The following is a 25,931-nucleotide window of genomic DNA, read 5'->3' as shown; positions in this document are numbered from 1 at the left end:
TTTAAAAAAATATTAGGCCAAAAAGAACCCAGCTTAAAGCTGGGCAGTGGATGCTGGGAGAAGCGCATCCAAGAGGATAACTAAATATGTTTTACTATCATCACTAAATTTCTTTCATCTGTAAAATAGAGTTTTTTTATAAAAAACATTCAATTTTTCGATACTAGTTATTTAAGCTTACTAAAATGTAGAAGCCGTATGATTATTAAAAGAGAAATGAAGGTTTTATTGATGAAATTCTAGTTATTAAAATGCTAGGATGAATTTAAGCCTAATTTATATCGTATTAAAAATGGCAGGACATTTACGGAGTACCAGCTAGAAATGTCAGGATTACGTTCAGAGCATATTAGTAATCGACTGTTCTTTTTTATGCTGGTTATTATTTTGTCCTTATTATTCATGGCGATCCCCCTCATTGTGGGAAGCTATCAGGATTATATAAAAACTAGACAGGCCTTAGCCGAAATAAAAAGTTTAAGAGCAGTAGCTGATATTGCCTATAAAATTTCTAAGGAGCGTGCTCCAGCTAATAAAATGATGTCGAGCAGTCCTAGTGATTTATTAAAGAATCAGCAAGAATTAAAAAAATTTCGTTTAACTGTCGATACGCAAATTGATACAAGCATTCTTATTTTAAAACAAGCTGGTTATGTTTCGCTAGCAAATGAGTTGCAAACCAATTTCAAAGAAAATCTTAGACAAGCTCGACGCGTCGTTGATTATTACGGTGAAACTCCCTATGGAGCCAGAACTTCTGTTCAAATGGATAATGCCATTTTGGGAATGTTTGGAGTCTGGGATCAGTGTAGGGAAATACTGCAAAAACTAATGTTGCAGCTAAAAAGTAAAGATAGCCGTATTTCTAATTACTTTACACTCATTATTGTTCTGACGGACATGCGTGATCAAGCGGGACGGATGGCGTCTAATATTATTGCTCCTGTAAGCTTTAATGAAGAAATTCCAAGTAATAATCGCGCGCGCTCTCTACAAACTCAGCATCAATCTAGATATTTATGGATTTTGGTCGATACCTTGCAACCTGAACAGGCAAAGACCCCCGAATACCGTCGGTTATATGCCCGAGTGAAATCAGAATTTATAGATAAGGGTATTCCGATTGTACAAAACCTATTAGATGAAAGCCAAAAAGGGGAGCCATATGATTTAAATGGCACCCAATTGACAGAAGCAATCGTAGGTAAATTTACTACAGTGGTTGATTTACAAAGTTATATTCTTGATGAAAGTGTAGCAATTGCAACTCAAGAAAATATAAGTGCCCGAAAAGGTTTTCTTTTAACTTTATTAATATCTTTAATTTCTTTAGCCACAGCGTTACTTACGCTCAATTATGCACAAAGAAGGGTTTTTTCTCCTTTAATAAAAGCAAGGACTTTAATTTTAGATTTATCGCGTAGTTCTAATCATTGGACAGATGAGATGAATATGACAACAAAAGGTGAATTTCTTTCCCTGTTTGAAGCGATTGATCGATTACAGCGTATGTTGCAGCAACGCGATGCTTTTGAATTTCAATTAAAGAATATTGCCAATACAGATCCATTAACTGGTGTGTCCAACCGTCTAGCTTTATCTGAATATTTAAAAATTGTTGAAAGTTACCCTCAAAAATTTACGCAAACCTGTTTAATGATTATAGATATTGATCGTTTTAAACAGGTGAATGACCAATATGGGCATATTGTGGGTGACCATGTCATTGTTAGTATTGCCGAGCAATTAAAGCAAAATATTCGAAGTTCGGATTTAATTGTTCGTTATGGCGGAGATGAGTTTTTAATATTATTAGAACAGGTGCAATTTGTAGATGCCCGTCTTTTAGCTGAAAAAATTCGGATTGCGATTTCTTTAGAAGAGATTTGTTTATCTGGTTCAGATGAAAAATTGCATGTGTCTGTCAGTATTGGTTTTGCGATAGGCGCGGCGAGTTGGATCGAGCTTTTAGAGAAAGCTGACCGTTCACTATTAAGAGCTAAAGCCCGAGGACGAAATGCAGTTGAGGGGTAAGAAAGCCGGAAATGATTTCCGGCTTTTTATTTAATAAATTACTTCAACATCGGCTTTAAGAAGCGCCCAGTGTGGGAAATCTCAACCTCGGCCACTTGTTCAGGTGTACCTTCAGCAATGATCATCCCACCGCCTGAACCACCTTCAGGGCCTAAGTCGACAACCCAGTCCGCTGTTTTAATCACATCAAGGTTATGTTCAATCACTACAATGGTATTACCCTTGTTGCGTAGCTCGTACAAAATGTCGAGTAGCTTGGCAATATCATGAAAATGTAAGCCTGTCGTCGGCTCATCCAGGATATATAAGGTTTTACCCGTATCTCGTTTTGCTAACTCGCGAGCTAATTTAACGCGTTGCGCTTCACCGCCTGAAAGTGTCGTTGCAGCTTGACCTAAACGAATATATCCCAGACCTACTTGCATTAAAGTATCTAAACGACGATGAATCACAGGAATTGCATTAAAGAACTCAGCCGCATCTTCAACGGTCATTTCTAATACGTCTGAAATGTTCTTGCCTTTATAACCAACTTCTAAAGTTTCACGGTTATAACGCTTGCCATGGCACGCATCACAAGGCACATACATATCAGGTAAGAAGTGCATCGCGACTTTAATCATGCCGTCGCCTTCACAGGCTTCACAGCGTCCGCCTTTCACGTTAAACGAGAAACGACCAGCGCTATAACCACGCGCTTTGGCTTCAGGCGTTTGCGCAAATAATTCACGGATTGGCGTAAATAAACCTGTATAGGTAGCAGGGTTAGAACGTGGAGTACGACCAATTGGACTTTGGTCAATATCAACCACTTTATCTAAATGCTGTAAGCCATCAATCGAATCAAACTTTTCTGCGGTCAGCGTAGTTGCACCATTGAGTTGAGTGGCAGCTAAAGGTAATAAAGTACGATTAATTAACGTTGACTTTCCTGAACCTGAAACGCCCGTCACACAGGTCATGATGCCAAGTGGAATGGTGAGATCGACATTTTGTAGGTTATGACCACTTGCACCAGAGAGTTTGATGAATTCATCTGGGCGTGGTGATTGGGTACGTTGCGTAGGTATCGCAATTTTTAGGCTGCCTGAAAGATATTGACCTGTAAGAGAGTCTTTATTGCTCGCAATCTCGTCATAGCTACCTTCACCGATAATGACACCGCCATGAATCCCTGCACCAGGTCCGATATCAATAATATGATCCGCAGCACGAATTGCATCTTCATCGTGTTCAACCACAAGCACGGTATTACCCAAATCACGTAAGCGAATTAAGGTTTGTAGTAGGCGATCATTATCACGTTGATGCAGACCGATCGATGGTTCATCGAGTACATACATCACCCCCATCAAACCTGCACCAATTTGCGAAGCGAGACGAATACGCTGGGCTTCACCACCCGATAACGTTTCGGCAGAACGGGCCAGACTTAAATAGTTCAGACCAACACTCACCAAAAAGTGGAGACGTTCACGAATCTCTTTAAAGATTTTATCGGCAATTTCGCCTTTAGCGCCTTCAAGATTGAGATCTTGATAATAGTTTTCAGCATCACCAATCGACATCTTAGTGATTTGTGCAATCGTCTTATCTTTGACCCGAACGTTGCGTGAAATTTCATTTAGACGCGAACCGTCGCAGGCATCGCAAGCGGCATTAGATAAATATTGAGCTAAATCATCTCGGACATAGTTACTTTCAGTTTCACGGTAACGACGTTCAAGGTGCGGCAAAATTCCTTCAAAAGGTTGTACGCGCGTGTGTTTGCGGCCACGTTCATCGATATAACTTAAATCGACTTTTTCTTTGCCAGTACCTTGTAAAAATTTCTTTTGAGTATCTTTATCTAACTGGTTCCAAGGCGTATCAAGTTGGAAACCAAAATGGTCGGCAACTTTTTGTAGCATCGAATAGTAATATGGACGCTGACGATCCCAGCCACGGATAGCACCTTCACTAATCGCAAGTTCAGGATTTGGAATGAGCTTTTCAGAGCTAAAATGACTGCGAGTACCTAACCCATCACAAACAGGGCAGGCACCAAACGGGTTGTTAAATGAAAATAAACGAGGCTCAAGTTCTGCTACAGCTCGATCACATTTAGGACATGAGTGTTTTGCAGAAAAAACGCGGTCTGGGTGTTCGCCATTCATCCATGACAAAACAGCAATATCACCACCTAAACGTAATGCAGTTTCAAATGATTCGGCAATACGGTTACCTAAGTCTTCACGTACTTTAAAACGGTCAACGACAACTTCGATGGTGTGCTTTTTCTTTTTGTCGAGTTCGGGTGGCGTATCAATATCAATGATTTCACCATCAACACGCGCACGAACAAAACCTTGTCCTTGTAGCTGTTCGAACAAGTTGCTGTATTCACCTTTACGTTCACGAACTACAGGGGCAAGCAACATCAGTGCTGTGCCTTCTTCAAGTGTTTTTACTGCATCGACCATTTCAGAAACAGTTTGCGCAACCATCGGCAAGTCGTGTTCAGGGCAGTAAGGCGTACCGACACGCGCATAGAGTAAACGCAAATAGTCATAAATTTCAGTAATAGTACCGACTGTCGATCGTGGGTTATGACTGGTAGATTTTTGCTCAATTGCAATCGCTGGAGATAAACCTTCAATCGAGTCTACTTCAGGCTTTTCCATTTGCGATAAAAACTGACGGGCATACGCTGAAAGTGATTCAACATAGCGGCGTTGTCCTTCGGCGTAAAGGGTATCGAAGGCAAGAGAAGATTTTCCTGAACCTGATAACCCCGTAATTACCACAAATTTATCGCGTGGAATATCGAGAGACACATTTTTTAAATTATGGGTACGTGCGCCTCGAATACGGATATGACTTTGGCTCATAAAACATCTCAATTATATATTGATGAAAATTTAGGTGTTGATTGATCAGTCTTGTGTTGTGCGACTGGTTATAAACAACAGACCCTATATATGATAACGATTTAAAATTGTTCAAGTGGTACAAAATGATTTAAAGCGACAAATTGTGACGGTTAAACGACAATCGACAAAATTTGTTTAATTAAGTAGGTTGTATTTTTAACATTCCTCTCTTTTGATTTCTACTCTTAGCAAATTTTAATGAGCAACATAATTTTACTAGACGACTGGTCTAATAGTGGAGTATTGTGTATGCATGAAACGATTAAATAAAAGTGAAACCACGCGACAACATATTTTGGATACCAGTTTTGAGCTGGTATTACACAAAGGATTTGTCGGTGTTGGTTTGCAAGAAATTTTAAAGACGTGTGACGTACCCAAGGGTTCGTTCTATCACTACTTTGCTTCGAAAGAGGCGTTTGGTTGTGCCTTGCTAGAGCAATACATGGCCAATTATAAAGTTCGTATGGAACAACTTTGGCAGCACAGTGAGCAAAGTGCTCATGCCCGTTTAATGGCGTTGTGGCAGGCGTGGATTGATGATCCAGTATATGGCAGCTGGGCTGAAAACTGCTTGATTGTGAAGTTGGCAGCAGAGGTTTCTGATTTGTCAGAAGATATGCGCCAAATTCTGAATGACGGTGTATCCAAATTAACGCAGCGTCTGGCTTTGCTACTCAAAGAAGGGCAACAAGAAGGATCAATTCCAAAACATATTGATCCTTTGAAAACTGCGCAAGTCATGTATCAGTTATGGTTAGGTGCAGCTTTACTCACAAAATTGTCGCAAGACAAAGCACATCTACATCTAGCTTTAGAAATGACCCAACATCTCTTAAAACCGATAGAGGAATAAATAATGCGAAGTATTATCCATGGTAATTTTGGCGAACCTGTAGACGTTTTAGAGCAGGCGGATATGCCAAAGCCAGAACCAAAAGCAAGTGAAGTGCGTATTAAAACCATCATGTCTCCAATTCATAATCATGATGTATGGACAGTACGCGGAAGCTATGGTTATAAGCCAACTCTACCTGCGATTGGTGGTAGTGAAGCCGTTGGTATTGTTGATGCTTTGGGTGAAGGCGTTACTCATGTACAAGTAGGCCAACGTATTGCAGTTGCAGCTGTGCATGGCAGTTGGGCTGAATACTTTATTGCACCAGCTCAAGGGCTTATTCCACTCAATAATGAAATTGATGATGAGACAGCAGCGCAGTTGATTGGTATGCCAATTAGTGCTCTCATGCTTTTAGATTTTGTTAATGTTCAACCGGGTCAATGGCTCATTCAAAACACAGCGAACGGTGCAGTAGGTAAAACAGTTGCGATGATTGCGCAGGCACGTGGTTTACCTGTGATTAATCTAGTTCGTCGTACTGATGCAATTGCCGAGATGCAAGCATTAGGCATTCAACATGTTGTTGCGACTGATGAACCAAACTGGAAAGAGCAAGTTAAACAGATTCACGGTGACCAACCTTTAATTGCTGGCGTGGACTCGATTGGTGGAAGTGCGAGTGGTGAAATGCTGAACTTGCTTAGTGAAAATAGCCTATTGGTTTCGTTCGGAAGTATGACAGGTGAAACCATGCAAATTTCATCTGGTGATCTCATCTTTAAACAAGCAACTGTAAAAGGTTTCTGGGCGAGTGTGGTCAACAAAGAAATGCCAGCAGAACGTAAAAAAGAGCTTATTGTCGAGTTATTAACGTTAGCAACTCAGAAAAAATTAATCCTTCCTGTAGAAGGTGTGTTTAGTTTTGATGAGATTAAAACAGCTGCCCAAAGAGCAACACAAGGTGCTCGCCAAGGCAAAGTATTGTTAAAACCGTAACACACTAAAAGATCAGTCGAGAGACTGATCTTTTTTCATATCTTTAAAATAAAAAGGAAAACTATATGATCGGACAAATATTCATTGCGCTTATTGCCATATTACATGTCTATATTTTAGTGCTAGAGATGTTTTTGTGGGACAAGCCCTATGGCATGAAAGCATTTGGAAATAATGCAGAAAAAGCAAAACTCACCAAGGTGATGGCACAAAACCAAGGTCTTTATAATGGCTTTTTAGCGGCAGGTTTGTTTTGGTCTTTATTGGCTGATGCACCATTTGCCACCTCAATTGCCAACTTCTTTTTAGGCTGTGTACTCATTGCGGGTATTTATGGTGGTCTGACTGCCAGTAAAAAGATTATTTATATTCAGGCAGTTCCAGCACTGATTGCTTTGGTCGCTGTTAATTTTCTCTGAAAAGCGCACAATACAGCGTTTTGATATGGAAATGATCAGGTAGGATCAGCGCATGTGGGCGTTATTTTTAAAGTGTATGTTGGGGGCAGGGGTCGTCCTCATTATTTCGATTTTATCGAAAAGTAAGGCATTTTATATTGCAGGTTTAGTCCCGCTTTTTCCTACATTCGCTTTGATTGCTCATGTGATTGTTTATCAGCAAAAAGGAGCTGAGGCTTTACAGAAAACAGCTCTGTTTGGCCTATGGTCACTTATTCCATATGCCATTTATTTAGTAGCGGTCTATGTACTTGCAACGCGTCTGTCGATGTGGTCATGTCTAGGTTTGGCAACACTGTGTTGGGTGGTTGCCGCGGCAGGTTTAATTTATGGCTGGCAACTATTTCAGCATTAAAAGATTAAGAGATAGCCCTTAATCTTTTAAATTGAACTAGCTTTATGACGGATCGATAACGCGGGTTTTAAGCATGCCTTCAACTAAATTAATCATCTTTTGGCGAGAAAGAATTCGAGGCAATTGAGACGTCAAATAGTTGCTACATCCCACCACAACCGTTGCTTTATTCTTATCTAATGCTTTAACCGTTGCAGATACAACATCGTCGACTGTAGAGCTTTTCATGCCACTCGTATCGGCATTTGCCACCTGAGTAAAATTGGTTTCCGTATTGCCCGGACAAACTGCCAGAAATTTAACACCCAAAGATGAATATTCTCCTGCCAGCGCCTCAGTAAATTGTAATACGTAAGATTTACTTGCCCCATAAACAGCAATGTAGGGGAGAGGTTGGAATGCTCCGGTAGATGAAATATTAATCATGATGCCTTTTTTGTTAGCAAGCATGTGAGGCAAGAATAAATAACATAAAGACGTTACGCTGCTGATATTCAGCGTGATCATTTCTTGATAGGTAGATACAGATTGATCTAGAAATTTAGTCCATTTTCCAAATCCTGCATTGTTAATTAAAATTTCTACCGATAATTTTCTAGCCTGCACTTCATCAAATAATATTTGAGCTGAATTGGCTTGAGCTAAATCTAAAACGATCACCTCAACATTCACGTTATATTTTTTTCTGAGTTCATCTGCTAAATCATTCAGTTTCTGTTCTGAGCGCGCCGTTAAAATTAAATGAATTCCTAAAGATGCAAGTTTCTGAGCATAGGCTTTGCCTATTCCTGAAGATGCTCCTGTAATTAATGCTGTTGAATTTTTAAATGTAGAAAGATGAGCGCTCATTTTATTTATCCGTAATAAACGAAGTCATTACGATAAACCTTTACCCTAAGGTCAGAGTCAAGTACTAATTTTGAAAGCTATTTCAAATTTTAATGAGCTGTTTTAAGCCGAAATCTTATTGGTAATATAAGTTTGAATAATCTCATTCTCCAGTTGCTTTAAATCTTCTTGTAAACGCGTTAACGCTGCTTTTTGCTCAATAATTTGTTGATTCTTTTTCTGAATGAGCTGTTGTGCAACTTCTACAGGAAATCGATTATTTTTATATTTTAAAGCTGACAAGTCATATAGTTCTGAAAGGCTAAATCCGACAGCTTGCGCGAGGCGAATCATCTTAACTGATTGAACATCAATCGCTTCATAAATACGATAATTTCCCTTTCTTTTTGCCACAGGTAGCAAGCCTAATTTCTCATAATGCCGAATGGCTTTAGGAGTGGCTCCAGTTAAAGATGCTAATTCGCCGATATACATATCTGTCTCGCATTTTAGTGAAAATCGATCAGAGTATTGAACCATCTGACCGATTCTTTTGAAGTTTTAAATATGATCTAAACCTAACCATTGTCTTTTGTGGTAGGCGCTATCCCAAAATAACCACTCAAGTTTTGCACCCATGGTGTATGCGGCATGCATTTTCTCTAAAGTATCAGCATCACAACGTGCGGCAACTTTATCTACTGTCGCAATCACATTACGAACGGCTATATGGAACTCTTCACCTGCATAGGTATCAATCCATGCTTGGTAAGGATTATTAGGAATTGATTTATCTACAATGTCTTTACCGACTTCGGCATAAATCCAGAAGCAGGGTAAGAGTGCTGCAAGCACGACAGGATAGCTTTCAGACCAAGCAGTTGCGGTTAAAAATGAAGTGTAATGATGGCCTGCCAAAGTTAATGGTGTATTTTTAAATTCTTCTTTGGTTACCCCAAAGTTTTTCATGAAGTCATCATGCAAACTGCGTTCCACCACAATTGCAATTTTTGCTGCATCTGAAAATTGCATGATATCGTCAGCATCAAAAGCCTTTGCTGCTGCTACAGCAAGCACGCGGCCATAGGCCACTAAATATTGAGCATCTTGAATCACATAATGACAAAACGCTTCTTTATCTAAAGTTCCACTGGCAAGTTCCTGATTAAAAGGCAGGTCTAGAATTTTTTGATATAAATTTAAATTACGTTGCCAAAGTTCTTGAGAAAAAAGCATAAAATCATTCCATTTAAAATAAGACAGCTGAACCGGATTTTAAATCAATTTTAAAATACAAAAATAATAATGATAGATATATCGCAAGAAAATATTTAATACGATTAACAAGTTAATTGAAAATTATAAATTTCTTTATTAAACATAGAGATAAAGTAACGGGAATAACGGCACAAAACAACATCGTTTTGTGGTTAATTATCGATATAATAGCCGCGGTTTTAAGAAAGATTAAATTTAGTTCTTGGTATAGGTCTGATCCATGAAGCATTTCCGATTTTCGATATTTTTTACGGTGGTGTGTTTAGCACTATCCGCGTATTGGGGTTTTACCCATGGACCTGAAGCTGGCGTGTCTACCATGCTTAAAGCTTTAACGATTACAGCCATTTTAGCGGTAATGGAGGTCTCTTTATCTTTTGACAATGCTGTCGTGAATGCATCGGTTCTACGTAATTGGGATCCGTTCTGGAAAATGATCTTTTTAACGGTAGGTATTTTAATCGCCGTTTTTGGTATGCGTTTGATTTTCCCTGTCGTGATTGTTGCTGTAACCGCTGATATGGGTGTTATTGAAGTGGCAAAATTGGCACTCAATGATCCGAAAACTTATTCTGAGCGCTTAATGGCGCACCACGCTGAAATTTCAGCTTTTGGTGGAACATTCTTATTATTGGTTTTCTTAAACTTCTTCTTTGATGATGAAAAAGAAACGCATTGGTTCAGATGGCTTGAATCTAAACTTTCAAGTTTAGCTAGCGTACCTGCAATGTCTGTTTTTATTGCTTTGATCGCTTTAATTGTGATGGCCGGTTATGTAGATGACCACCAACGTTTAGCAGTGACCATGGCTGGTATTTGGGGCATTGTGGTTTACATTGGCGTTGAAGTATTAAGTCATTTGTTAGGTGGTGAGCCTGAAATTGATGAAAATGGTAATGCTGTATTACAAGATGGTTCAGGTGCTGCGTCTGGCGTAGTTAAAGCTGGTTTAGGTGGTTTCTTATATCTTGAAGTATTAGATGCATCATTCAGTTTTGATGGTGTGATCGGTGCTTTTGCAATTACCAGCGACGTTGTTGTGATTATGCTAGGTCTTGCGATCGGTGCTATTTTTGTCCGTTCAATGACAGTTTACCTTGTTGAAAAAGGCACGCTAGATGCTTACGTGTTCTTAGAGCATGGTGCGCATTACGCAATTGGTGCTTTAGCATTCATTATGATTGCAAGTGGTACAGGCGTACATGTGCCAGAAGTTGTGACTGGTTTAATTGGTGTAGCGTTTATTGTGTGGGCTGTTATTGCTTCAATTCAATATACGAAGCGCGAGCAACAGTCGCCTTAAGCTAATTTTCAGTAAAGTTGTTTAGAATAAAGAGGCTAAATGCCTCTTTATTTTTTTAAAGCTGAAATCGTTAATTTAAATAAAGTGTCCCGTATTTTTAGAAACGAATCGGCTTATAATTTGCCTAGTTTGATAAACGTGTATTGATATGATGAATGCTTTGGAACGTCGCTCAACTTTTGCCTTAAGTAGTATTTTTGCGCTACGCATGTTGGGTTTGTTCATGATTATTCCTGTCTTTTCTGTAGTCGGGCAGTCATATCAATATGCGACTCCAGCACTCATTGGTTTGGCGGTGGGCGTCTATGGTTTAAGTCAGGCTATTTTACAAATTCCATTTAGCTTGCTTGCTGACCGTTTTAGTCGTAAACCTCTCGTGGTGCTTGGCCTATTGCTGTTTGCAATTGGCGGTGCAATTGCTGGGTTATCTGACACGATTTATGGGGTGATTATTGGCCGTGCCATAGCAGGTGCAGGTGCAGTTTCAGCAGTCGTGATGGCACTTTTAGCCGATGTTACACGCGAAGAGCAACGTACTAAAGCCATGGCCGCGATGGGCATGAGTATTGGTCTGTCTTTTGTGGTGGCGTTTAGTCTAGGGCCTTGGCTCACAAGTCTTGTCGGCATTTCTGGTTTGTTCTTTGTCACGACCATTATGGGTTTAATCGCGATTTTGATGTTATTGCTTGTACCTAAAGTAACTCGTCATCATCGTAATTATCAGCAAGGCTATATGGCGCAGCTTAAGCAAGTCATTCAAATGGGTGATTTAAACCGTTTACACGTTTCTGTTTTTGCATTGCATTTATTGCTTACAGCCATGTTTATTTATGTGCCTTCACAGCTCATCGAGTTTGCGCATATTCCTCTGGCGAGCCATGGTCTGGTGTATCTGCCACTATTAGTCATTAGCCTGTTTTTTGCATTTCCAAGCATTATCGTGGCTGAAAAATATCGCAAAATGCGAGGCATTTTCTTAACTGCCATTACAGGCATTATTGCAGGTTTGTTGCTGCTTATATTTGGTTATCAATCAAAATATGTATTACTCGCAGGCCTAGGTATTTTCTTCATTGCGTTTAATGTGATGGAAGCTTTATTGCCATCGTGGTTATCAAAATGTGCTCCAATTCAGTCAAAAGCAACTGCTATGGGCGTAAATGCCAGTAGTCAGTTTTTAGGTGCTTTTTTTGGCGGTACACTAGGTGGTCAATTATTGATGTTACATAATACTGCGATTGGATGGAGTGTCTTAACAGGGATTGCTATAATATGGTTGCTAATTAGTTTTGGTTTAGCTCAGCCGCGGTATTTGTCATCGATTGTGTTGCCATTACCGCAAGTGCAACAGGTGAATGAGTGGACCACACAGCTATTGGCAATTCGTGGTATAGAAGAAGTTGTGGTGATGCCTGACCAGCAAGTTGCTTATATTAAAGTCGATAAACAGACTCTTGATGAGGCTGCGCGACGTGATTTAACGCAGTTGTTCGGTAAAGAGGTAGCCATTTAAGCATAACTCTTATAAAGTAAAACATAGAAATGTATAGGATGAAGACAGCTAATGCGTGGTGTAAATAAGGTTATTTTGGTTGGTACTTTGGGTCGTGATCCTGAAACAAAAACTTTTCCAAATGGGGGTTCGCTGACTCAATTTTCAATCGCGACAAGTGAAGCTTGGACCGATAAAACTTCAGGTGAGCGTAAAGAACAAACTGAATGGCACCGTATTGTTTTGCATAACCGTTTAGGGGAAATTGCTCAGCAGTTCCTACGTAAAGGTTCTAAGGTTTATATTGAAGGTTCATTACGCACGCGTCAGTGGACTGATCAAAATGGCCAAGAGCGCTATACAACAGAAATTCGTGGCGAACAGATGCAAATGTTAGATGGCCGTCAACAAGGTGAACAAGGTTTCGCTGGCGGTAATGATTTTAATCAACCACGTTTTAACGCACCTCAACAAGGTGGTAATGGTTATCAAAATAATAATAACCAAGGTGGTGGTTATAACCAAAATAGTGGTGGCGGCTATGGCAGCAACCCAGCTGGTTTTGGTAATGGTGGCAACAGCCCGCAAGGTGGTGGCTTTGCTCCTAAAGCACCACAACAGCCTGCGTCTGCACCAGCTGATTTAGACGACGATTTACCGTTCTAATCAAAGTTTAAAAAAGGCGAGTTTATCTCGCCTTTTTTATTACTCAATTCCAAGCAAACGTATCAGGGCCGTGCCAGCCGCTGCTAAGCAAATCACCAATAAAAGCGGTACTTTTTTCCAGACCAAGAAAAGCGCTAGTCCAACGCCGAATATACGCGCAAAACCTGCGAAATGTTGGCCTTCAAAAAATGTCGTCGTCACTGCAATAGCGCACAGTAAAACCGTTGCGCCATTTGAGAGTAAAACTTGGTATTTTTCAGAAAAAGTAAACTTGGCACCCAAGTGAAAACCAGCAAAACGGATCCCATATGTTCCAAGTGCTAGCAAGCCTATGCCCAAAATAATGAGTAATTGTTGATTCATTTTTTTCTACCAAATATTAAGCCAAAAAGTGAAATCAGAATTGGAAGTCCTGAGGCTAAAAAAGGTGTGGTAATCAGTGCCAAAGTTGACCCAGCAAATGCAGCTTTTCGAGTAGATTTATTCTTTAAAGCATTAAAAGTAAGTGCAATTAAAATGGCAGGGAAAATGGCATCTAGACCAAATGTTTTTGGGTCTGGAATAGCGCTTCCAATAAAATAACCCGCAGTGACACCAAGTGGCCAAGTGAGCATGATACCTATACCACATAGCCAGTAAGCGGCTTTTTTTGTCTCGAAATCGGGCTGTGCCATGCCAAATAAAACGCTTTCATCGTTCATGATATGAGCCCCGAAATATCGAGAGAATTTACCTCTGATTAATTCATTGACCGCAATACCAAAAGGCAGATGTCTTAAATTGACGAGTAGTCCTGCAATTGCAGCAGCAATCGGGCTACCACCTACAGCCAAGAATCCAATAAAAATAAATTCAGCAGTTCCTGCGAGCACAAATACAGATAGGCAAAGCGGGATCCAGAGCGCTAAGCCATAACTTGCGGCGAGTGAACCTAAAGACATACCAACAACACTGGTTGCTAGACAGACAAAGAAAATCGAGCGGGTGGTGTCTTTACTAAGTTTCTTAATGAGAGCGTATGTTGACATAGTATGATATAATGAACGATTTTCCATTATAATGAATAAGTCTGATTGTTTTGTCAAAACGAACGATCGTTTTTTTTATAGAACGGATGTGGTGAATGTCTCAGCCAATTGAAATTATTGCCAAAGGTTTAAATCGTGAACGTCAAAGAGCAGGGCTTTCTTTGGCAGAGGTTGCCCGTCGTGCAGGCGTTGCCAAGTCTACACTTTCTCAACTAGAAGCTGGTCAAGGTAATCCAAGCATTGAAACCTTATGGGCACTTTGTGTGGCGTTAAATATTCCATTTGCACGTTTGATGGAAGAACCGAGCAATCAGGTACAAGTCATTCGCTGTGGCGATGGTCCAACAGTGAGTTCAGAGATTGCTAATTACAAGGCCATTTTATTGGCAACTTGTCCGCCACATGCCCGCCGTGATGTGTATTTACTGATTGTTGAGCCAGGTGAAGACCGTCTTTCAGAACCTCATCCAGTTGGTTCTGTGGAACACATTATTGTGGTCGAAGGTAAAGCTTTGGTGGGTTTAATTGATGAAGCTGTTGAGCTCGGTGTCGGAGATTATATTTGTTACCCTGCCGACCAGAAACATATCTTTAGAGCCTTGGAAACAGGTACAAAAGCGTTATTAATTTCTGAACAAAACTAAAGAATTCCAATCTTATTAAAGTAAAACTTAATTATTTTCAGAATAAAAACTTAAAACCATTTACCAGCATTTCAGACAAAAAGAGCCAATTTTGCGTATAAATTTTGCAATTGGCTCTCTCTTTTATTCCAAAAATGGCTCTCGTTTCTTGACTGCCGAAACGACAAATTAAAGCCATTGGAAGTATGCATACGGAAGCGCCGGATAAGCTCAGTGATTTTTCTGTTTTAGGAATTGGGCAGAACGGCTAAATTTTTAGGGGATATTTTTTGGCTTCGGAGGTTTTCCGAGACTAGCCGATATCCTCCATATATTAAGGAAAATGATATGGCAGCTCATCAAAATGGTTCTGAAGCCAATCACTCCCAAAGTTTAAAACATGGACTCAAATCACGCCACTTAACGATGATCTCGATTGCAGGGGTAATTGGTGGCTCTTTATTCGTGGGCTCGGGCAGTATTATTTACAATACTGGACCTGTAGTTTTTCTAACCTATGCTTTGGGTGGTCTACTCGTTTGGTTCATCATGCGTATGTTAGGCGAGATGGCCGTTTTAAACCCTGATAGTGGCTCTTTTTCAACATATGCTGACCGTGCAATTGGTCGTTGGGCCGGTTTTTCAATTGGCTGGTTGTATTGGTGTACGCTCGCAATGCTCATGGGATGGGAAGCCTATGTGGCAGGTAAAATTTTAAATAATTGGTTCCCATTTATACCGATCTGGGCCTATATGGTTGTCGTGATTGGTGCATTGGTCGCAGTCAATTTACAAAACGTGAAAAACTATGGCGAATTTGAGTTCTGGTTTGCGCTCATCAAAGTTATTGCGATTGTTATTTTCCTTGTGATTGGTAGTTTAGCCATCATGCATTTGTGGCCTTGGGGCAATCCAGCTGCTTCAGGTATTAGTAATCTAACCTCTCAAGGCTTTATGCCTAATGGTGGTTCATCCGTTATTACCGCCTTGCTTGGGGTCATGTTTGCCTATATTGGTGCTGAAATTGTCACTGTAGCAGCAGCAGAATCGGCAAATCCATCGAAAGAAATTCGTAAAGCATCGAACTCGGTTGTATGGCGAATTATTTTATTCTATGTAGGCTCAATGTTCGTTGCGGTATGTCTCATTCCTCATAACAATGAACTTTTGAAAGATTCGACTTGGGGAACCTATAGCGTAACGTTAAGTGCACTTGGTATTCCGGGTGCACGCCATATCGTAAACTTTGTGGTTTTAACGTCTGTATGTAGTTGCTTTAACTCAGCACTTTATACCTGTTCACGTATGCTATTTTCGTTGGCTAAACGTGGTGATGCCCCAAAAAGTTTTGGCTCTGTAAACAGCAAAAGCAGTCCGTGGATTGGTGTGATTGTGTCATGCTTCTTCTCTTTGATTGCCGTGGTTTTAACTGCGACTAAGAGTATGGATGTTTATGACTTTTTCATGCTGACGACGGGTGCAGCAACACTGTATGTGTACCTGACGATTGCCTATTCTCAGCTCCGTATGCGTAAAAAACTCGAAGCTGAAGGCGTTAAAATTGACTTTAAAATGTGGATGTTCCCTTACTTAACTTATGTAGTGATCTTTGCAATTATTGGTGCAATTCTTACCATGTTGATTGAAGGTACATATTTTAAAGAAGTGATTTACACCACAGCATTGTTCGGCATTATTGTGTTTTTTGGAATATTGTCGGAAAAACTAGGGTGGGGTAAAGAGCGTAGAACAACCCATCTCACTCATACTCAAGAAGAAAATTTAGTTTAGTATTTTCAGAATAAAAAAAGAGTCCCATTTTGAGGCTCTTTTTTTATTGATTGGGGGGCAAAAACAGACTTAATTAATTGTTTGTACACCCGCTTCACGTAAGCACTGGAGCAATACACCAAAAGCCATCACCATGTCTTTTTCATTTACACAGGCAAAGCCCATGAGTAAGCCGCGCTCTGCGTGAGCATGCGATTGCATGTAGTACTGTGAAAGTGGGCGAACTTTGACACCCCGTTCGAGTGCGGTTGCTGCAATCGCGACATCATCGCAAGAGTTTGGCAATTTTAAAACTAAGTGTAATCCTGCCGCTTCGTCATATTCATGAATAAATTCGGGGCCAAGATAGCGTTTAATCAGACTGACTAAATAATCGCGTCTCTTTCCGTAAAGTAAACGCATACGACGAATATGCGCCTCGTAATGACCTTCACGAATAAATTCTGCTAGGGCCTTTTGCTCAAGTAAATGTCCACCACGATAAAGCTCAGCTGCCACAATACGTAGCGGTGAAAAGAGCGGCTTAGGCACCACCAGATAGCCAATTCTTAAAGATGGATAAATGGTTTTACTGAACGTGCCCATGTACAGCACAGGTGCATCATTTTCTAAGCCTTGTAAAGACGGATATGGTTGGCCTGAGAAACGGAACTCACTGTCGTAATCATCTTCTACAATCCAGCTATTGTGCTGGCGGGCAATCTCAATCAATTTGCGTCGGCGATCTAGGCTTAAATGCGAACCTAGTGGATATTGGTGTGATGGCGTGACAAAAATTAACTTGGGCGGCTTTGCTGGATTTTCTTCGGGGATAATGCCTTCGGCATCGACTGGCATGGGTTGAATATCTACGCCATTAATACGTAGCATGTTGCGCATTCCCCAATAGCCCGGATCTTCAATCCAGATGCGATCACCAATATCGCTAAGTGCACGTGAGACTAAATCAATCGCTTGGTGAATACCTTCGGTAATAATAATCTGGTCAGCATCACACTGAACTGAACGGGCAACCCGTAAGTAGTCTGCCAACGCACTTCGAAGTTCAATACATCCGCCCGCGTTGCTATAGATAAGGCGGTTAATGTCTGGCTCACGGCTTAATTTTGCTTGAATACGACTAAAAATATGATGTGGAAACTCGGTAACGTCCGGAGCTCCAGGCACAAATGCACCCCATTGATGTGGAGAGGCTGCGGCATAGCCTAATAAATTTGAACCGCGTTGCGATAGCGCATAAGAGTTTTGAACCTTATGAATATTGGTGTTCTTTTTTTCATTTTTTGTATTTAAAAAGCTTTCGGGTAGTTTCTCTGCAACCCATGTGCCATGGCCTGTACGTGCTTCTAAATAGCCTTCAGCCTGTAGTTGCTCATAAGCTGTAAGAACTGTATTTCTTGAAACATGAATTTCACTGGCCAAATCGCGTGAAGCGGGCAAGCGCGTTTTTGGTTGAACCACTCCATCAATAATGGCAGCGCGTAGACAACGAAAAAGTCGCTGATGGAGTTTACCCTCGATGTCCTGTTGGAGCCGTTGTAACAAATGATCTCCAAGTAAACTACGCAATTGGCTCTCTCCTACAGTTAAAAAATGGCTCTCGTCAGTTGCCGCCAGACGAGCGAAATTACATGCATAGGCAGTTGTTGTAAAGCACCCTGAAAATTAAGCACAGGATGTAAAAACCAAAGCTGCAACTGATGATGAAAAATATGAGGGAATCAAATGGATAATCAACATTCTGCACTTAACGCACGTAAACAGCAAGCAACTCCACGTGGTGTAGGCGTGATGTGTCAGTGGTACGCTGAAAAAGCTGAAAATGCCACGCTTTGGGACAAGGAAGGCAACCAATTTATCGACTTTGCTGGTGGTATCGCGGTTTTAAATACAGGCCATCGCCACCCTAAAGTGATTGCAGCGGTAACTGAACAACTCACTAAATTTACTCATACTGCCTATCAAGTTACACCTTATGAGAGCTATGTCGCTTTAGCTGAGCGTATTAATGAACGTGCACCAATTGCGGGTCCTGCGAAGTCTGCTTTTTTCACAACAGGTGCAGAAGCTGTTGAAAATGCGGTGAAGATTGCCCGTTGTTACACTGGTCGTCACGGCATTATCACTTTTGGTAACGGTTTCCATGGTCGTTCATTCATGACCATGGCAATGACAGGTAAAACTGCACCTTACAAACGTGATTTCGGTGTTATGCCAGCGGGTGTGTTCCACGCACGTTACCCTGTGCCTGCAAAAGGTATTTCAGTAGACGCGGCAATTGAAAGCGTTGAAGATATTTTCAGTGAAGATATTGCACCGCATGATGTTGCAGCGATTGTGCTTGAGCCAGTACAAGGTGAAGGCGGCTTCCATATTGTACCAGCCGAGTTCTTAAAACGTTTACGCGCAATTTGTGATAAGCACGGTATTTTATTGGTAGCAGATGAAGTTCAGTCTGGTTTTGCACGTACTGGTAAATTGTTTGCAATGAACCATTACGAGACTAAAGCTGACTTGATCACGATGGCGAAAAGCTTGGGCGGTGGTTTCCCAATTTCGGGTGTAGTTGGCCGTGCAGAAGTGATGGATGCACCAAACCCAGGTGGATTAGGTGGTACTTATGCAGGTAGCCCGATTGCCGTTGCTGCCGCGCATGCAGTGATTGATGCGATTGAAGAAGAAAACTTATGCGACCGTGCAAATGAGCTAGGCGCTGAGTTGGTTGTTTCGCTTAAAGACATTCAGCAAGCAACAGGCAATGTAGTGACTGATATTCGTGCATTAGGTTCAATGGTTGCTGTAGAGCTTGAAACTGCTGAGCAAGCAAAAGTTGTACAAAACTATGCAATGGAAAATGGGTTGTTACTTCTTACTTGTGGTAAATACGGTAATGTAATTCGTTTCTTATATCCATTAACCATTCCTGCTGAGCAATTCCGTCAAGGTCTTGATATCCTGAAACAAGGTTTTACGACACTCAAAGCAGGGAGTGCAAAAGCGATGGAGCAATCTGCATGATTCAAAATAATTTGCAGTATTTATTAAAACATCCTGATATTTCATTAGAAGCACCTGCATCAAATGATTATATCGAGGTAAATGATGCTGCTACGGGTGAAACTTTGGCATGGGTTAAAACCTATGACCGCGCAGGGGTTGAAGCCGCAATTAATCGTTCAGCAAAAGCGCAGGCTGCTTGGAAAAAGCAAACTGCCTTGGCTCGTGCTGATGTGTTATTGGCATGGTACAACCTCATGCTTGAGCACAAAGAAAATATCGCTCAGATTTTAACGGCTGAGCAAGGTAAACCATTGGCAGAAGCACGTGGTGAAATTGGTTATGCAGCATCATTCATCCGTTGGTTTGCTGAGCAAGCTCGCCGTGTTGATGGTGAAGTGTTAACGCCAACTTTGCCAAACCAACGCTTGCTCGTGATTAAACAAGCGATTGGTGTTACCGCTGCAATTACGCCGTGGAATTTTCCAGCGGCCATGATTACGCGTAAAGCAGGTCCAGCAATTGCTGCGGGTTGTTCAATGTTGGTTAAGCCAGCAGAACAAACGCCGTTAACTGCCTATGCGCTTGAAGTATTAGCATTACAGGCTGGCTTACCAGCAGATGTTTTAATTAACATTAGTGGTGATGCGGTTGAAGTGGGTAAAACTCTATGCGAAAGCGATATTGTTCGTAAGTTAAGCTTCACGGGTTCAACCCAAGTTGGTCGTATCTTGATGCAACAATGTGCGCCAACCATTAAGAAACTTTCACTTGAACTTGGTGGTAATGCACCAGTTGTGGTATTTGACGATGCCAATCTTGAACAAGCTGTTCAGGGCATTATGGCAAGTAAATATCGCAACAGCGGTCAGACCTGTGTTTGCGCTAACCGTATTTATGTTCAAGACGGTATTTATGATGCGTTGGCAGACCGTTTGGTTGAAGCTGTGTCTAAATTGAAAGTGGGTGATGGCCGTCAAGAAGGTTCAACTCAAGGACCTTTAATTGATGAAGATGCGATTGCAAAAGTTCAGTCTCATATTGCAGATGCAACCGAGAAAGGCGCGACAGTTCGTATTGGTGGTCAACGCTCGGCACTAGGTGGCACATTCTTTGAACCGACTGTGTTAACTGGCGTAACGCAAGACATGAAAGTATCTAAAGAAGAAACTTTTGGTCCACTTGCACCACTCTTCCGTTTTAAAACTGAAGATGAAGCAGTGGCAATGGCGAACGATACTGAGTTCGGTTTAGCTGCTTATTTGTTTACTCAAAGCACAGCTCGTCAATGGCGAGTAGGTGAAGCACTTGAGTACGGTATGGTCGGCATTAACACAGGCGCAATTTCAAATGAAGTGGCTCCGTTTGGTGGCGTAAAACAGTCAGGTCTAGGTCGTGAAGGTTCAAAATTCGGCATTGAAGAATATGTCGAAATGAAATACCTCTGCGTAGACTTATCTGAGTAAGGAACAAAGCGAGTTCGTTTTGTTCTGAACGAAAGCATGCAGTTATGCTGTATGTGATGTTTCAGAAAAAACCGGTCATGCCCATTCATGACCGGTTTTTTTAGATAAGATCTGGACTTAGCGTGCTGAGTCTAAAACTTCGCTATTTTTAATCACTTCTTGAGCTTTGGTATAGCTTTCAATCAGTAGCTGATAGGCAGGGAAAATTTGAGTATAAACTTGTGCCCATTCAAGTGCGTCATCTCGATTCCATGTTTTTTGAATTTCAGAAGCAACTGCTGCCGTATCCATAGGAACTACACCAGCTTGAACAACACGCGCTAACGTAATTTCTTCCGCCATTTTGCTATAAGTTCCTGAAGCATCAACCACTGCAAAAACTTTATATCCTTCTGCAACCGCGCTAATTGCTGGAAAAGCCATACAAACGCTGGTAATTGTCCCTGCAATAATAAGAGTCTTACGGCCAGTAGCCTTTACTGCAGCTACAAATTCAGGATTGTCCCAAGCATTGATTTCACCTTTACGGGCGACATATTGTGCATGAGGTGCATTTGCGTGAATTTCTGGAATAAGGGGGCCATTTGGACCTTGTGGGACAGAAGCGGTTGTAATCACTGGAATATTCGACAAGCTTGCGATTTTAGCTAATGCTGCTGCACGAGCACGTAATTCGGTCATTGGCATGTCTGCTACAGTTTGAAATAGACCACTTTGGTGGTCGATCAAAAGCATGACTGAATCATCTGGATCGATGACTGGACGTTGACCATTGAAGTTTGCTGGAGTTGTCATTGTTATATGCTCTCGTTGATGAGGGTGTAATTCATATTACAAATAGGATAAATGGCGAAAAATATCTAAAATAGAAATCATTGTCATGCATGAAGAACAATATGGTATGTTTTATATTCAGCTTGCTGAAATACACTGTGATTAATATGTGATATGTCAGGATGACCAGATGAAAGACTTAAATGACCTCTTTTTTTTCGTAAAGATTATTGATTGCGGCGGTTTTTCAGCTGCGAGTCACGAGTTGATGGTGACCAAGTCTTTATTAAGCCGACGTATGGCAGAACTAGAAAATCGGCTTGGTGTGAAGTTACTCAATAGAACAACCCGCCAAGTCTCGATTACTGAGGTGGGCAAGATTTATTACCAACACTGTAAGGCAATGCTGATTGAAGCAGAGGCAGCAGAAGAGGCGATTGAATATTTAACAGCGGAACCACGTGGCCTAATTAAATTGTCTTGTCCAACAAACTTACTGCACATTAATGTGAGTGAAATGCTCAATGAATTTCTGGCGCTTTATCCTAAAATTAAACTACATATAGAGGCGACAAACCGAAGAGTCGACCTGATTGATGAAAGATTTGATTTGGCCATTCGAATTCGGCCTTTGCCTTTACCAGATAGTGATTCTATTGTTCGTGAGCTGGCTTTGGCTCGGCAGTTTGTTGTTGCTAGTCCTAATTTAACCAGTCGATATTTTTCAATCTCAAGACCTGAGCAATTAGCCGATTGGCCTATTTTAATGATGGAATCTTTTGCACCCGAATATGCATGGCATGTTTATTCTCAAGACCAACAAGAAGCTACAGTAAAATGCTACCCTCGGTTCACTACTACGGATTTAACTGCTTTAAGAAACGCCACGTTACAAGGATTGGGGGTAGCAAAATTACCAGAACTTGTGGTCTATGAAGATCTTGCTAAAGGAACACTCGTGAACGTATTGCCTGAATGGCAATTTCCTCCTGAAATGATTCATTTGGTGTATACAAGCAGGCGTGGATTGTTGCCTTCAGTAAAGTTGTTAATTGATTTTCTTGTAGCAAAGTTTAAAGAACTCAAACAGAATGCATCTGTTCTCTACTAAAAGAAGTACTCAATGCATTATGAAAATGAATAACCTTGAGTGCTTTCAGGCAAACGTCGCAGTTCTTCAATCAGCGTTTCAATGAGTTTTTCAACTACAAGACGTTGGCCTTTTCTAGACACATAAACCAGTTGTAGCATGCCAATATTTGACTTCCAGTCAGGAAGAATATGAACAAGTGTGCCTTTACGAATTTCCGATTCAACAGTTAAAAAAGGAAGGTCAGCAATGCCTAAACCATCCATCACGGCATAGTAGACACCTGCTAAGTCATTACTTTTGATTCGTGGTTGATAAGGCACATCAACCGATTCACCATTACGAATATTGCATAAATGCCAAACAGGGTTTTGTTTTTGAGTACCTAAGCTGATACTTGGAAAGTCTTGTAATTCGGAATAATTCTCAATAGTACGGCCTTGAAGTAATTCGGGCGAAGCCACTAGACAGTGGTCGGTTTTAATCACATCACGAACAATTAAATTCGAATCTTCATTGGGTTCGAAATTGGTCCGAATAGCAAGGTCGATATCATCATGCAAAATATCTACCCGACGGCTTGTCAGCTCGAGTGCAATCTCAACTTTTGGATAGGTTTTTAAAAACTGATTTAAAATTTTTCTAATTTGAAAATGCATCATAAGCGGTGGGCAGCTTACTTTTACTAAACCTTGAGGTTCACTTTTTTGCTTTAACAAAACGTTTTCTGCACATTCAACTTGAGCTATAACTTTGCAGCATTCTTCATAGAACTCTTGACCCAAGTCGGTCACTTTAAAGTGTCGGGTCGTTCTTTGAATCAGGCTGACATTAAATTTACTTTCAAGGTCAATAATCCGTCGGCTAAGCTTAGATTTACTAATATTCTCAGCTTCACTGGCCGCACTAAAGCCGCCGTGTTTTACGACTAAATAGAAATAATAAAAATCATCAAAAGAGCTTATCAATGTCAGATCAATCCATTTAAATTCAAGATTAGAATGCTTAAAGCACTCTAATCTTGGTAATTGAACTTATTTTTGCGATGTATTAAAGCTATAGCTGGTCATCAGGTTGCGATAATCAGGAATATGATTTGAGAAGAGTGCACCAAGACCTTCCACATCATTACGCCAGTCACGGTGTAACTCACATGCCATACCGAACCAAGTCATAAGCTGAGCACCTGCTTTAGACATACGGTCCCAAGCAGCATCACGTGTTAATTCATTGAAAGTACCAGAAGCATCAGTAATCACAAATACTTCGAAGCCTTCTGCTAATGCAGATAAAGCAGGGAATGCCACACAAACTTCAGTGACTACACCCGCAATAATCAGTTGTTTTTTACCTGTCGCTTTTACAGCTTTTACGAAATCTTCATTGTCCCATGCATTGATTTGACCCGGACGTGGAATAAATGGTGCATCAGGAAAAAGTTCTTTTAATTCTGGAACTAAAGGACCGTTTGGACCATTTTCAAAACTGGTAGTAAGAATAGTAGGTAAATTGAAATATTTGGCTGCATCTGCAAGCGCTAATACGTTATTTTTAAATTTATCTGGATCGATATCTCGAACTAAAGAAAGTAAACCTGCTTGGTGGTCAACTAAAAGAACCGCAGCATTATCCTTGTCTAAACGCACGTAATCTTGAGCCATTTTTATTTCCTCGTGTTATCAAAATGAATAATTAAAAATTATTAAGTTAGGTCATCATTGCCTAAAATTATGCTAATTGAGTTTTATGTCGTGATTAAGTCTAAAAAATAGGATTAAGAATTTTAAAAATAGGACGATCTTAAAAAGAGCACCTCAAACTTTATGATTGTCTCATAGATGAAATAATGTGTTGCTAATCCTGATCTATAAACTGCAATTATTGAGGCGTAAAATCAATCCCAGTTCAAGAAAATCCTACATATATAGGAGAGATCAGATGAAGAAATTTCTTGGTGCATATCAAAATAACCAGATGCATTGGGTGGGTGATGGTTTCCCTGTATATAACATATTCTCTTATGACCGTTTAGGCCAAACCCTTAGCCCATTTTTACTACTAGATTACGCAGCGCCTTATACTTTCTCACCAACGGCTGAGCAGCAAGGTGTAGGTTCGCATCCACACCGTGGCTTTGAAACCGTAACAATCGCCTACCAAGGTGAAGTGACTCATAAAGACTCAAGCGGTGGCGGCGGAACCATTAAAACTGGTGACGTGCAATGGATGACTGCGGGTGCAGGCGTGTTACATGAAGAGTTCCATTCTCCTGAATTTGCAGAGCATGGTGGTCTTTTTGAAATGGTGCAATTATGGGTAAATTTACCGGCTCATTCAAAAATGACACCTGGAAAATATCAAGCAATTGAAGCGAAAGATATTCCAAACATTGCACTAGACGAGCATGGTAGCCATTTACGTGTGATTGCAGGCGAATATGCAGATGCAAAAGGTGCTGCAACTACATTTAGTCCATTAAATGTATGGGATGGTAAATTGGCTAAAGGCCAAAAACATACTCTCTATGTACCTGAAGGTCATACGACGCTTGTTGTGGTGTTAGATGGTGCAGTTGTGGTCAATGATGCAAATCGTCTTGAAGGCAAAACCGTTGCGATTTTGTCTCGTGAGGGTGTTGATTTCACGTTAAGTGCAGAAGAAGACACTAAATTCTTGGTGTTAACTGGTCAACCGCTTAATGAGCCAATTGAAGGTTATGGTCCATTCGTGATGAATACCAAAGCCGAGATTATGGAAGCGATTAATGATTTTAATCGTGGAAAATTTGGTTCACTCATGCAAGAAGGATAAATTGTTTAATAGAGCTTAATTCGCTATTAAAGCAAAGTAATAAAAAGCCCGCTATCAAGTGTGAATAGCGGGCTTTTTCGCTGTAAAGGTTCTGTTTTTATGATGGTTTTCATTGTTGTTGCGGCATTGTTTTATGTGACTTGGTTCTCATTATTGTGGCTCTATGATATCGCAAAAAAAGATAGTTG

Annotated in this window: 24 protein-coding genes; 14 read left to right on the top strand and 10 right to left on the bottom strand. The window is 40.7% G+C overall.

All coding sequences use genetic code 11. The annotated features are described in order from the left end of the window. Positions 1 to 324 precede the first annotated feature (324 nt). Positions 325 to 2,034: a GGDEF domain-containing protein gene (locus NL42_RS01270; protein ID WP_461311469.1), complete on the top strand. Its 1,710-nt coding sequence runs from the start codon at positions 325 to 327 to the stop codon at positions 2,032 to 2,034. Between the two features lie 38 nt (positions 2,035 to 2,072). Here the strand turns inward: NL42_RS01270 and uvrA are convergent, their stop codons facing one another. Further along, entirely contained in the window at positions 2,073 to 4,904 is a 2,832-nt protein-coding gene (gene uvrA, locus NL42_RS01265; protein WP_092708390.1) for an excinuclease ABC subunit UvrA, read from the bottom strand. A gap of 295 nt (positions 4,905 to 5,199) precedes the next feature. Between uvrA and NL42_RS01260 the strand changes: the two genes are divergently transcribed. From NL42_RS01260 to NL42_RS01245, 4 genes are all read left to right on the top strand, one after another. Continuing rightward, positions 5,200 to 5,802 (top strand): TetR/AcrR family transcriptional regulator, encoded by a 603-nt coding sequence (locus tag NL42_RS01260; protein WP_461311468.1) that lies wholly within the window; start codon positions 5,200 to 5,202, stop codon positions 5,800 to 5,802. 3 nt (positions 5,803 to 5,805) lie between these two features. After that, positions 5,806 to 6,783: a zinc-binding dehydrogenase gene (locus NL42_RS01255; RefSeq protein ID WP_461311467.1), complete on the top strand. Its 978-nt coding sequence runs from the start codon at positions 5,806 to 5,808 to the stop codon at positions 6,781 to 6,783. Positions 6,784 to 6,848: 65 nt separating this feature from the next. After that, complete coding sequence (locus NL42_RS01250; protein WP_002053763.1) at positions 6,849 to 7,202, top strand: DUF1304 domain-containing protein; 354 nt, start codon at positions 6,849 to 6,851, stop codon at positions 7,200 to 7,202. Between the two features lie 52 nt (positions 7,203 to 7,254). Beyond that, entirely contained in the window at positions 7,255 to 7,596 is a 342-nt protein-coding gene (locus tag NL42_RS01245) for a GlpM family protein (RefSeq protein ID WP_004639912.1), read from the top strand. 42 nt (positions 7,597 to 7,638) lie between these two features. Here the strand turns inward: NL42_RS01245 and NL42_RS01240 are convergent, their stop codons facing one another. The 3 genes from NL42_RS01240 to tenA form a co-directional block, all read right to left on the bottom strand. Next, complete coding sequence (locus tag NL42_RS01240; protein ID WP_461311466.1) at positions 7,639 to 8,445, bottom strand: SDR family NAD(P)-dependent oxidoreductase; 807 nt, start codon at positions 8,443 to 8,445, stop codon at positions 7,639 to 7,641. A gap of 102 nt (positions 8,446 to 8,547) precedes the next feature. Beyond that, positions 8,548 to 8,919 carry a MerR family transcriptional regulator gene (locus NL42_RS01235; RefSeq protein ID WP_003654012.1) on the bottom strand — a complete coding sequence of 124 codons (372 nt, stop codon included), beginning with the start codon at positions 8,917 to 8,919 and terminating at the stop codon, positions 8,548 to 8,550. 66 nt (positions 8,920 to 8,985) lie between these two features. After that, positions 8,986 to 9,660: a thiaminase II gene (gene tenA, locus NL42_RS01230; protein WP_461311465.1), complete on the bottom strand. Its 675-nt coding sequence runs from the start codon at positions 9,658 to 9,660 to the stop codon at positions 8,986 to 8,988. Between the two features lie 262 nt (positions 9,661 to 9,922). Here tenA and NL42_RS01225 point away from each other — a divergent pair, with 262 nt between their 5' ends. The 3 genes from NL42_RS01225 (at position 9,923) to ssb (ending at position 13,163) form a co-directional block, all read left to right on the top strand. Continuing rightward, the gene (locus NL42_RS01225) at positions 9,923 to 11,005 is read left to right on the top strand and encodes a DUF475 domain-containing protein (protein WP_312325372.1); all 1,083 of its coding nucleotides are present in this window, start codon (positions 9,923 to 9,925) and stop codon (positions 11,003 to 11,005) included. Positions 11,006 to 11,153: 148 nt separating this feature from the next. Beyond that, complete coding sequence (locus tag NL42_RS01220; RefSeq protein WP_348948554.1) at positions 11,154 to 12,518, top strand: MFS transporter; 1,365 nt, start codon at positions 11,154 to 11,156, stop codon at positions 12,516 to 12,518. A gap of 51 nt (positions 12,519 to 12,569) precedes the next feature. Continuing rightward, positions 12,570 to 13,163, top strand: a complete 594-nt coding sequence (gene ssb / locus NL42_RS01215) for a single-stranded DNA-binding protein (RefSeq protein WP_004639902.1) — start codon at positions 12,570 to 12,572, stop codon at positions 13,161 to 13,163. A gap of 39 nt (positions 13,164 to 13,202) precedes the next feature. Here ssb and NL42_RS01210 read toward each other — a convergent pair whose 3' ends face one another. Beyond that, the gene (locus NL42_RS01210; RefSeq protein ID WP_016139905.1) at positions 13,203 to 13,526 is read right to left on the bottom strand and encodes an AzlD domain-containing protein; all 324 of its coding nucleotides are present in this window, start codon (positions 13,524 to 13,526) and stop codon (positions 13,203 to 13,205) included. Next, on the bottom strand, positions 13,523 to 14,218 hold the full coding sequence (locus tag NL42_RS01205) for an AzlC family ABC transporter permease (RefSeq protein WP_107880477.1): 696 nt from the start codon (positions 14,216 to 14,218) through the stop codon (positions 13,523 to 13,525). The genes NL42_RS01210 and NL42_RS01205 overlap by 4 nt, the downstream gene beginning before the upstream one ends. Before the next feature lie 68 nt (positions 14,219 to 14,286). Between NL42_RS01205 and NL42_RS01200 the strand changes: the two genes are divergently transcribed. Together NL42_RS01200 and NL42_RS01195 are read left to right on the top strand one after the other, a co-directional pair. Further along, positions 14,287 to 14,835: a helix-turn-helix domain-containing protein gene (locus tag NL42_RS01200; protein WP_004789974.1), complete on the top strand. Its 549-nt coding sequence runs from the start codon at positions 14,287 to 14,289 to the stop codon at positions 14,833 to 14,835. Positions 14,836 to 15,162: 327 nt separating this feature from the next. Continuing rightward, positions 15,163 to 16,605, top strand: a complete 1,443-nt coding sequence (locus NL42_RS01195) for an amino acid permease (RefSeq protein WP_461311464.1) — start codon at positions 15,163 to 15,165, stop codon at positions 16,603 to 16,605. Positions 16,606 to 16,674: 69 nt separating this feature from the next. Here NL42_RS01195 and pdxR read toward each other — a convergent pair whose 3' ends face one another. Further along, positions 16,675 to 18,174 carry a MocR-like pyridoxine biosynthesis transcription factor PdxR gene (pdxR, locus tag NL42_RS01190; protein WP_461311463.1) on the bottom strand — a complete coding sequence of 500 codons (1,500 nt, stop codon included), beginning with the start codon at positions 18,172 to 18,174 and terminating at the stop codon, positions 16,675 to 16,677. A gap of 156 nt (positions 18,175 to 18,330) precedes the next feature. On the opposite strand from pdxR, the gene gabT reads away from it, so the two are divergent. Both gabT and NL42_RS01180 read left to right on the top strand, forming a co-directional pair. Then, positions 18,331 to 19,623, top strand: coding sequence for a 4-aminobutyrate--2-oxoglutarate transaminase (gabT, locus tag NL42_RS01185; protein WP_461311462.1), 1,293 nt, complete (start codon positions 18,331 to 18,333; stop codon positions 19,621 to 19,623). Then, on the top strand, positions 19,620 to 21,068 hold the full coding sequence (locus NL42_RS01180) for an NAD-dependent succinate-semialdehyde dehydrogenase (protein ID WP_461311461.1): 1,449 nt from the start codon (positions 19,620 to 19,622) through the stop codon (positions 21,066 to 21,068). The genes gabT and NL42_RS01180 overlap by 4 nt, the downstream gene beginning before the upstream one ends. A 117-nt stretch (positions 21,069 to 21,185) precedes the next feature. Here NL42_RS01180 and NL42_RS01175 read toward each other — a convergent pair whose 3' ends face one another. After that, entirely contained in the window at positions 21,186 to 21,863 is a 678-nt protein-coding gene (locus NL42_RS01175) for an isochorismatase family protein (protein WP_003653987.1), read from the bottom strand. 169 nt (positions 21,864 to 22,032) lie between these two features. Here NL42_RS01175 and NL42_RS01170 point away from each other — a divergent pair, with 169 nt between their 5' ends. Next, on the top strand, positions 22,033 to 22,953 hold the full coding sequence (locus NL42_RS01170; RefSeq protein WP_461311460.1) for a LysR substrate-binding domain-containing protein: 921 nt from the start codon (positions 22,033 to 22,035) through the stop codon (positions 22,951 to 22,953). Between the two features lie 17 nt (positions 22,954 to 22,970). Here NL42_RS01170 and NL42_RS01165 read toward each other — a convergent pair whose 3' ends face one another. Both NL42_RS01165 and ycaC read right to left on the bottom strand, forming a co-directional pair. Next, positions 22,971 to 23,912, bottom strand: a complete 942-nt coding sequence (locus NL42_RS01165; RefSeq protein WP_461311470.1) for a LysR substrate-binding domain-containing protein — start codon at positions 23,910 to 23,912, stop codon at positions 22,971 to 22,973. 54 nt (positions 23,913 to 23,966) lie between these two features. Beyond that, positions 23,967 to 24,593, bottom strand: coding sequence for an isochorismate family cysteine hydrolase YcaC (gene ycaC, locus NL42_RS01160; RefSeq protein WP_002052204.1), 627 nt, complete (start codon positions 24,591 to 24,593; stop codon positions 23,967 to 23,969). A gap of 277 nt (positions 24,594 to 24,870) precedes the next feature. Here ycaC and NL42_RS01155 point away from each other — a divergent pair, with 277 nt between their 5' ends. Further along, positions 24,871 to 25,743 carry a pirin family protein gene (locus tag NL42_RS01155; protein WP_461311459.1) on the top strand — a complete coding sequence of 291 codons (873 nt, stop codon included), beginning with the start codon at positions 24,871 to 24,873 and terminating at the stop codon, positions 25,741 to 25,743. Positions 25,744 to 25,931: the final 188 nt, after the last annotated feature.

It is taken from the genome of Acinetobacter sp. GN11, assembly GCF_054823985.1.
Note: the sequence above shows the minus strand (reverse complement) of the source record. Positions and strands in the feature narration are given on the sequence as shown.